The following is an 8,486-nucleotide window of genomic DNA, read 5'->3' on the forward strand; positions in this document are numbered from 1 at the left end:
TCTGAAGAGATAGTTCGTATCCTCTTCGAGTGGAAACAATTGTCATCATCGGTGCATCGCTCGCTGGCGTGCGTGCAGCAGAGACCTTGCGCTCGAATGGATTTGCCGGAGCCCTCACCATGATCGGCGCAGAAGCGCACATGCCCTACGACAGGCCACCGTTGTCAAAAAACTTCTTGGCAGGCGATTGGGATGCAGATCGTATTGCGTTGCGCAAAGCCGACGACTTGTACTCATTGAACATCAATTGGATGCTCGGGCAACCTGCAACATCGTTGAACACTGAGTCATCTGTTGTCACGTTGGCTGATGACTCTCAGGTTTCATACGACGGCCTCATCATCGCAACGGGCGGTCTCGTGCGTCGGTTACCGAACCAACCAGACATTGCTGGTGTACACGTGTTGCGCACACTTGATGACGCATCTGCATTGCGCGACGAACTTATTGAAGGCGCTCGTGTAGTTGTGATCGGTGCGGGGTTCATTGGTTTAGAAGCTGGGGCAACTGCAACCAAGCGTGGTGCAAAAGTCACGGTGCTTGAAGGCTTAGATGCTCCACTGATTCGCGCGCTCGGCCCAGAGATGGGCGCCGCAATTGGTGCTGTGCATGAACGCAATGGCGTCGCTATTCGCTGCGGAGTGCAGGTTGCATCAATCAATGGCGATACCAAGGTCACCGGAGTCACTTTGACAAACGGCGACACCATTGAAGCTGATGTAGTCATTGTCGGCGTCGGAGTAGCGCCCGCCACACAGTGGTGCAATGAAAGCGGTCTCACCATTGACGACGGCATTGTGTGTGATGCGAATCTGAATGCTGGCCCAGCAAATGTGTTCGTTGCTGGCGATGTTCTGCGTTGGCCAAACGGCATGTTCAAAGACATTGAACCCACAATGCGAGTTGAACACTGGACCAATGCCGCTGAACAAGGCGCAGTAGCTGCCCAAAACTTGTTGGCAACCTTGCGCAATGAACCGATGCAGCCGTATTCAGCTGTGCCCTTTTTCTGGAGCGACCAATTCGATGCTCGCATTCAGTTTCTTGGCCGCGCATTTGCAACGTCCACTGTTGATGTAGTGGCAGGCAATGTTGCTGATGGCAGATGGTGCGCGATGTACAGCACAAATGATCGACTCACAGGTGTTCTCGGAGTCAGCATGCCTAAGTTGGTGATGCCAAGCCGTGCAATGTTGTCGACATACACCTCGCGTTACGACGCGCTGCAACACTTCGCCACCGTGGTGGCTGCACAGACTAAGTAAGTTGTAGTCATGGCATTGCCCGACGCAGACCGACTTGATGCATGGCGGTCATTCCTCACGGCTCATGCAGCAATGAACAAGATGCTGTCTCGTGCGCTTGAAGAAGACGAAGGCCTGCAATTGCCGTGGTTCGAAATTCTTGATGCTCTTGCCATGAGCGATGAGAAGTCACTGCGGTTCAATGAATTAGCCGAACGCGTGATGACGCATCCGTCCAGCCTGTCGCGCCAAATCGACAAACTGGAAGAAAAGCAATATGTTGCACGCGAGAAATCAGTGGCTGATGACGGTCGTGCAATCGTGCTTGTGCTGACGCCCACTGGTCATGAAGTATGGAAATCCGCTAGCACCACCTATTACCGAATCGTGCGTCGGGTGTTCACCAGTTGGCTTACGGAAACAGATGTTGTGGCTTTACACCGGGTATTCAGCAAGGTCCTTGAAGCCGAATAAAGAGGCTCCATTTTCTCCGACTTTGGTGAAAGTGCGCGTAACGGTAAGACTTTGGGTGTCGTTCCCGACGCCGAAAGGGCAATATGCAAAACGCAGTCATCGTTGACACACTTCGTACACCACTCGGAAAGAGAAACGGTCGCCTCAAAGATTGGCACCCCGTTGATCTCGCTGGTGTTGCATTGCGCGAACTTGTCGCACGCACCGGCATTGACCCCACACAAATTGACGACGTCATCATGGGATGCGTTATGCAAGTGGGCGAGCAGAGCCTCAACATCGCACGTAACGCAGTTCTTGCTGCTGGTCTGCCAGAAACAATTCCCGGCACCACCGTTGACCGCCAGTGCGGTTCCAGCCAACAAGCTGCACACTTCGCAGCACAAGGCGTCATGGCCGGCGCTTACGACATCGTTATTGCAGCAGGTGTTGAAGTAATGACACGCGTTCCAATGGGTTCTGCAGTTGCTGATGGCAAGTACGGATATCCGTTTGGCCCAATGGTCAGTGCCCGTTACGCACCAGATGGTGGTTTGGTTCCACAGGGCATCAGCGCAGAAATGATTGCTGACAAGTGGGGCATCACCCGCGAAGACATGGACCGTTTCGCAGCACGTTCGCAGGCATATGCAGCGCGTGCAACAGCAGAAGGCCGTTTCGAACGCGAGATCTTGCCAGTGCTCGACTCTGAGGGAATCCTCATGACAACAGACGAAGGCATCCGTGATTCCCCGTATGAAAAATTGCAGACACTGAAGCCAGCGTTCCGCAGTGAAGAAGAAGGTGGCCGCGTAACAGCAGGTAACTCCAGCCAAATCACAGACGGCGCATCAGCAATGTTGATCATGAGCGAAGAAAAGTGTCGCGCACTTGGTCTCACACCGCGCGCACGTTTCGTGAACTTTGGTCTTGCAGGCGACAACCCGCAACTCATGCTCACAGCTCCAATTCCTGCAACACAAAAAGCATTGCAGCGCGCTGGCCTCACCATGGCAGACATGGACCTCACCGAAATCAACGAAGCATTTGCCTCAGTTGTTCTTGCGTGGGAAAAGGAACTGCACCCAGACATGAACAAAGTCAATGTCAACGGCGGCGCTATTGCTCTTGGTCACCCACTCGGTGCCAGCGGTACTCGTCTCATGACAACATTGTTGAATGAGCTTGAGCGCACCGGTGGTCGCTACGGCTTGCAGACAATGTGCGAAGGTGGCGGTATGGCAAACGCCACCATCATCGAACGCCTGGGCTAAATCCTGAACATTACGCTGGGAGCCATGCCCACATTCTCAGCCATCATCTGGTTTGCCTTTGGCTTACTGATCATGCGCTATGTCTGGAAATTCGGGCTTGGCATGTTGAAGTCAATGACCTCAACGTTGCCCGAACCTCCACCATCTGGTGAGATGCGTCGTATCAACGTGCGTTATCGCTGCAGCGTGTGCGGAGTGGAAATCCGCATGGTGATGGCGCCCGACGAAGACCCGCCGCCTCCACGCCATTGCTTGGAAGACATGGACCTGGTCGCCCCGATCGAATAACTAGCGGGCTTTAGCCGAGCAACTTTTTCATTTCAAGAATCTCAGAGTCTTGAACAGTTGTTACCAATTTCGCCAGTGTCTTCACCGCTGAGTCTTTTCCATCTTTCAAAACGTCTTTAGCCATTTGAATGGCACCTTCATGGTGTTCGATCATGTCGGTCATCCATGCACGGTCAAATTCAGCACCACGCAATGAGGACAATTTCTTCATGGCATCAGCGCTCAACATTCCGCTCATCGAGTCACCGTGATGCATTGATGAATCGCCGGTAATGCGCTCTTTCCACGACGTGAGAAAGGCTTTCATTTTTGCTATTTCCGGATTTTGCGCACCCTTGATGCGTGTCGCCAATTTCTTCACCGCGTCGCTTGCGCCAACTGCTGGGTCAAGCGCAATGTCAGCCATTTCAACTGCTTGTTCATGATGAGGAATCATCATCTGTGCAAAATTGACGTCAGAGTCATTGAAGCCAATCGCATCTTTTGCGGCATCAACAGCTTTAGAAGCAACATCAGAGACAGATGAGCCTCCACACCCCGCGAAGGTCAGCGCCATCACAAGCCCGATTCCAAGGGATCGGGCGCCCAGATTGATTTTTGTGGGGAGAATTCTCATAAGTTCAAAGCGTAAGGCAGAACTAACAGCGCCTGTGGGCAGTTGCGTCACACACGGCTTTTTGTCCACAATCTGTGGATAAACACGGGAAAACTACATCGGTGTAACTGTGATAGGGCTATGCCCTGTGGGCAGTACCGCCGGGTACTAGTGGTATTTCGTGGCTGTGTACAAACCACCAAGTAGCGAGGAAAGACCCGCTGCCAGGTACCAATTGCTACGTCCACCGGGCACGAAACCCAAGTAATAGAACAAAATCACAAGGGCGCCAAGGCCCAGCAGAACAAACATCAACACGGGCACCCAGGGCGCACTGTGCTTTTCATACACCGGAACAGGTGGGGTGTATCGGCTGCTCGCATTGACCGAAGGGTCCTGATGACCGAAATGATGCTCGGGTTTGTTTCCGCCTTTCGGGGTTACGCGTCCGCCTTTTTTCTTCTTAGTTGCCACGTCGCAAGTGTAGAACGCCAGCGCCCACAGTCACGCACGCACAATTCGTTTCACAAAAGGGTCATTCACACGGCAGGCTTATGGCATGGCACGAATCCTGGTGATCGACAGTTACGACAGCTTCGTGTACAACATCGTTCAATATCTGGGCGAACTTGGTGCCGAGCCGATCGTGGTGCGTAACGACCAGATCTCAGTTGCTGAAGCCATTGCTCTTGAACCAGACGGCGTGTTGTTGTCACCTGGCCCTGGTCGCCCTGAAGATGCAGGAATTATCTGTGATGCCATTTCTGCCTTCGCAGGTTCAGTGCCCGTGTTCGGTGTGTGTTTAGGTCATCAAGCAATTGGTCATGTGTATGGCGGCAATGTTGTGCGCGCACCAGAACTGATGCACGGAAAAACTTCGTTCATCACACATAACAACACCGGCGTGTTCGAAGGTGTGCCATCGCCACTTGAAGCAACGCGTTATCACTCACTCGTTATTGACGCAGCAACAATGCCAGAAAATTTGTTAGTGACTGCACAAACATCGGACGGAATTGTCATGGGCGTTCGCCATTGTGATTTCGATGTTGAAGGCGTGCAGTTCCACCCCGAAAGTATTTTGACTGCATCAGGCCACGACCTGTTGAGCAACTTCCTTCGCCGCTGCGGCTAGATCATCTTTGTCGCGTTACGACTGATCCATTCACATAATTCGTCTTCAGATATTTCACCTGCAGCAACTGCAAAGACAGTGCGTATTGCATCGTTCGTTGGTACATCAAGTCGGAAGTCATTCATATCGCAGAACTTGCGAAGACAGATCCATGCCAAGCGCTTGTTTCCATCGGGTAGTGGATGATTTCGTGCAATGCGCGTGCATAAGACCGCGGCCTTCATAAAGAAATCGGCATAGAAATCATCGTCACCGAATCCGGCTTGCGGCGCATGAAGAGCCGAATCCAAGAGGTCAGTGCGCGAAATTGAATAAAGAGTGACTGCATCTATTCCAGTGACCAGCTGGCCGAGCACGAGTGCTTCAGCGAGGCTGAGGTAATTCACTTGGCTAGTTCGTCAAGAATTTCTTTGTCACGTTCGACGAGTTCTTTTGCGCGTGACATAAAACTGGTGTCCGAACGGACACGATCGATTTCGATTACTAGTGAATCGATAATGAGTTGATTCACGCTGGTCCCACGGGTACGGGCTATTACTTCAGCCTTGTCCGCAAGATCATCGGGAAGCCGCACTGTGGTTTGCTTTGCCATGACATCATGATATCACGACATCATGAGAACGCAACCCCGATAAGGAGATGGGTCAGCCGGCAGGGGCGACTGTGACTGCGGTATCGCGGCCAACCGTCAGTACCACGGCTGAACCTGGGTTCACCATGCTGGCTGCGGCTGTGTCTTGAGCAATTACTTTGCCCACGTTCGCATTGCCAGCAGCAAGGTCGACGTATTCAATAGTGGCTGTAAGCCCCAACTTGGTCAGTGCGGCAACTGCAGAAGCTTCGGTCTGACCCTTCACGTTCGGCATCGCAACTGGTGCTGGTCCGCTTGAAACAAAAATCGTTATCGGTGATGCAGCATCAACCAAAGTACCTTGCACCGGATCAGTACGAATCACGATGCCCTTTGCAACAGTTGCACTTGGCTCTGGTGTCACAGTGACAACGAACTTGTATGGCTCGGCAACAAGGAACGTTTGTGCTGATTCTGTTGTCTGACCAATCACAACATTCGGCACTGCCAACTGGCCGGTTCCGCCAGACACATTCACTGTGACTGTTTGACCCTTTGCAAGTTTTGTCATACCGCCAGGTGTTTGCACTGCAACTTGACCAATTGCGTATGTCTTATCAATGACGTCGGGGCCTTTAACGAACACAAAGCCAGCACCTTCAACGGCAGCTTGTGCCGCTTCAGCAGTAAGACCAAGAAGCGCCGGCACATCGGCTTGCGCAACAGGGAATACCAAGGTGATTGCTTCACCAGTCTTTGCAAGATCACCCGAAGCAGGAACTTGGCTAGCAACAATGTTCGTCGCATCACACACTGTTTCTGGTGGGTTGAAGGCAACAATGAACTTTGCTTCTTCCAACTTCAACTTGGCAACATCACACGTAACGCCTTTAACGTTCGGCACTGCAACACCAGATGAACCGCCAAGTGTGGAAATAAGGAAAATGATTCCGCCAAGAATCACAATGCCTGCAACTGCTGCACCCACTACATAGCTACGTTTGCTTGGTCGATCATCGTCGTAATCAGGCAAATTTTCAACAGGCGCCATGGTTGCTGGCATCACACTGGTGCGCGGCAACATTTGTGTTGATGCAGAGTCGCCTTCAACAGGCGCCATCATTGTTGTGGCTTGATCAAGATTCGCAGTACCAAGTGGTGCTTTGCCTGAACGAATACGCGCTTCATCAACTGCAAGAGTTGGCTCGCCATTCATGAACCGGCGCAAGTCATCGCGCAACTGCTCTGCGTTGTTGTAACGCATGTCGGCATTCTTTGTGAGACATTTCGCAATGATTGCTTCAAGCGCCAACGGTACATCAGCCACCAAGTCACGCAAACGAGGCGCAGCTTCATTCACTTGCTTATATGCAGTGGCTAGCGCAGAATCACCAGCAAATGGTGGCTTTCCAGCAACAAGCTCATACAGAACAACGCCGAGCGAATACAAGTCTGAACGAAGGTCCAAGCCTTCGCCTTTTGCTTGCTCTGGTGAGAAATACGTTGCGGTGCCCATCACAGCGCCGTCTTGTGTCAGGCCACCTTCGTGCCCGGCATCAAGGGCGCGTGCAATACCGAAGTCCACTACTTTGATTGCGCCATCTTCACCTAACAAAATGTTCGCAGGCTTAATGTCACGGTGCACCACATTGTTGCGGTGCGCATATGCCAACGCGTTAGCAATAGCTGCACCAACACCAGCAGCAGAAACAGATGTCATGCGGCCTTGGCGGCGCAACGCATCAGACAACGTACGGCCCTTCACGAATTCCATAGCCATGAAATAGGTGTTGCCGGTTTGGCCCCAGTCGTAGACGCCCACGATGTTCGGGTGGTTCAGGCCAGCAACGCTCTGGGCCTCACGGCGAAAGCGCTCCACAAAGTTCGGGTCAACGGCATGTTCCGGGAACAGCACCTTCACGGCCACATCGCGGTCGAGCAGCAAGTCGCGAGCCAGGAAGACATCGGCCATTCCGCCGCGACCGATACGCCGAGAAATCTCGTAGCGCTCGTTAATGACTTGGGGATTCTGGTTCGACATACGGCTAGTAGAGGTTACCCGTGCTGGCTATGGGGCTGTGGGCAGAGCCAACGCCGCATTCAACACTTCGCGGGCAACAGGGCCAGCCAAACGCCCACCAGTGCTGGCGCTCACGGCATCATTCACACCTTTAATAAATACCGAGACAACGAATCGCGGAGCCTCGGCTGGGGCAAAAGCCGTGATCCACGCATGAGAACGCTGTTTTTCGCCTTCGGCGTTCAATTGCGCTGTTCCGGTCTTTGCCGCAACAGAAACGCCACCATTCAACTGAAGGCAACACGCCGCGGTTCCCGACTGCGCAACACCAATCATCAGTTGCGTCATGGTTGCAGCAGTGGCGGGGGACATCGGGGTCTTCCATGCTTCTGGGGCAGTGGTACTCATCACGGTGCCATTGCGAGTGCGGGTCGAATCAATCACATGCGGCTTCATCATCACGCCGCCGTTAGCCACAGACCCCGCAATCATCGCCATTTGTAATGGAGTGATCTGCACTTGGCCTTGGCCGAAACCGTGAATCGCTAAAAGCGCCAACGAATCAACGAAGTCCACAGCGGTGCCACCAAAGGTGCTGGCTGCTGCACCGGGAAGATCAAACGGAATGCGTTCATCGAATCCGAATCTGTTCGCACCGTTCACCATCAGGTCGGGCCCGATGTCCACTGCCATTTGCGCAAACGGAATATTGCAACTGCGGCGGAACACTTCAGCCAAGTCGCCACCACATACTTTCTTGCCGTAGTTACGAATCGGCTTCTTTGTATTTGGTGGCACCCACGAGCGTTCATTCTTGAACACGCTCATCATGTCAATCTTTCCCGTTTCAAGACCAACAGTTGTGGTGACAATCTTGAATGTCGAACCTGGCATGTATCGCTCTTG

The 8,486-nt window shown here is 52.8% G+C and carries 11 protein-coding genes; 5 read left to right on the forward strand and 6 right to left on the reverse strand.

The annotated features are described in order from the left end of the window. The first annotated feature begins 29 nt into the window (after positions 1–29). The 4 genes from AC9UEO_RS13080 to AC9UEO_RS13095 all read left to right on the forward strand — a co-directional run bounded on the left by AC9UEO_RS13080 (position 30) and on the right by AC9UEO_RS13095 (position 3,259). Positions 30–1,265, forward strand: coding sequence for an NAD(P)/FAD-dependent oxidoreductase (locus tag AC9UEO_RS13080; protein ID WP_509534330.1), 1,236 nt, complete (start codon positions 30–32; stop codon positions 1,263–1,265). A gap of 9 nt (positions 1,266–1,274) precedes the next feature. Then, positions 1,275–1,718 carry a MarR family winged helix-turn-helix transcriptional regulator gene (locus tag AC9UEO_RS13085; protein ID WP_509534333.1) on the forward strand — a complete coding sequence of 148 codons (444 nt, stop codon included), beginning with the start codon at positions 1,275–1,277 and terminating at the stop codon, positions 1,716–1,718. 83 nt (positions 1,719–1,801) lie between these two features. Then, entirely contained in the window at positions 1,802–2,971 is a 1,170-nt protein-coding gene (locus tag AC9UEO_RS13090; RefSeq protein WP_509534335.1) for a thiolase family protein, read from the forward strand. A 24-nt stretch (positions 2,972–2,995) separates the two neighbouring features. Continuing rightward, the gene (locus AC9UEO_RS13095; protein ID WP_509534338.1) at positions 2,996–3,259 is read left to right on the forward strand and encodes a hypothetical protein; all 264 of its coding nucleotides are present in this window, start codon (positions 2,996–2,998) and stop codon (positions 3,257–3,259) included. A 10-nt stretch (positions 3,260–3,269) separates the two neighbouring features. Here the strand turns inward: AC9UEO_RS13095 and AC9UEO_RS13100 are convergent, their stop codons facing one another. Then, complete coding sequence (locus AC9UEO_RS13100; RefSeq protein ID WP_509534341.1) at positions 3,270–3,926, reverse strand: DUF305 domain-containing protein; 657 nt, start codon at positions 3,924–3,926, stop codon at positions 3,270–3,272. A gap of 96 nt (positions 3,927–4,022) precedes the next feature. After that, positions 4,023–4,328, reverse strand: a complete 306-nt coding sequence (locus tag AC9UEO_RS13105; RefSeq protein WP_509534344.1) for a cell division protein CrgA — start codon at positions 4,326–4,328, stop codon at positions 4,023–4,025. Positions 4,329–4,413: 85 nt separating this feature from the next. Between AC9UEO_RS13105 and AC9UEO_RS13110 the strand changes: the two genes are divergently transcribed. Next, a complete protein-coding gene (locus AC9UEO_RS13110) occupies positions 4,414–4,989 on the forward strand; it encodes an anthranilate synthase component II (RefSeq protein WP_509534347.1) in 576 nt (191 codons plus the stop codon). Here AC9UEO_RS13110 and AC9UEO_RS13115 read toward each other — a convergent pair. The 4 genes from AC9UEO_RS13115 to AC9UEO_RS13130 form a co-directional block, all read right to left on the reverse strand. Further along, on the reverse strand, positions 4,986–5,375 hold the full coding sequence (locus tag AC9UEO_RS13115) for a type II toxin-antitoxin system death-on-curing family toxin (RefSeq protein WP_509534349.1): 390 nt from the start codon (positions 5,373–5,375) through the stop codon (positions 4,986–4,988). The two genes, AC9UEO_RS13110 and AC9UEO_RS13115, sit on opposite strands and share 4 nt — an antisense overlap. Next, the gene (locus AC9UEO_RS13120) at positions 5,372–5,581 is read right to left on the reverse strand and encodes a hypothetical protein (RefSeq protein ID WP_509534352.1); all 210 of its coding nucleotides are present in this window, start codon (positions 5,579–5,581) and stop codon (positions 5,372–5,374) included. Before AC9UEO_RS13120 ends, AC9UEO_RS13115 begins: the two co-directional genes overlap by 4 nt. Before the next feature lie 52 nt (positions 5,582–5,633). Next, positions 5,634–7,601, reverse strand: a complete 1,968-nt coding sequence (gene pknB / locus AC9UEO_RS13125; RefSeq protein ID WP_509534354.1) for a Stk1 family PASTA domain-containing Ser/Thr kinase — start codon at positions 7,599–7,601, stop codon at positions 5,634–5,636. 27 nt (positions 7,602–7,628) lie between these two features. Beyond that, positions 7,629–8,486 (reverse strand): penicillin-binding transpeptidase domain-containing protein (locus AC9UEO_RS13130; RefSeq protein ID WP_509534357.1); only part of this gene is annotated, 858 nt, incomplete at its 5' end.

The sequence above is a fragment of the Limnohabitans sp. genome (assembly GCF_040401495.1).
Classification (GTDB): domain Bacteria; phylum Pseudomonadota; class Gammaproteobacteria; order Burkholderiales; family Burkholderiaceae_C; genus Limnohabitans.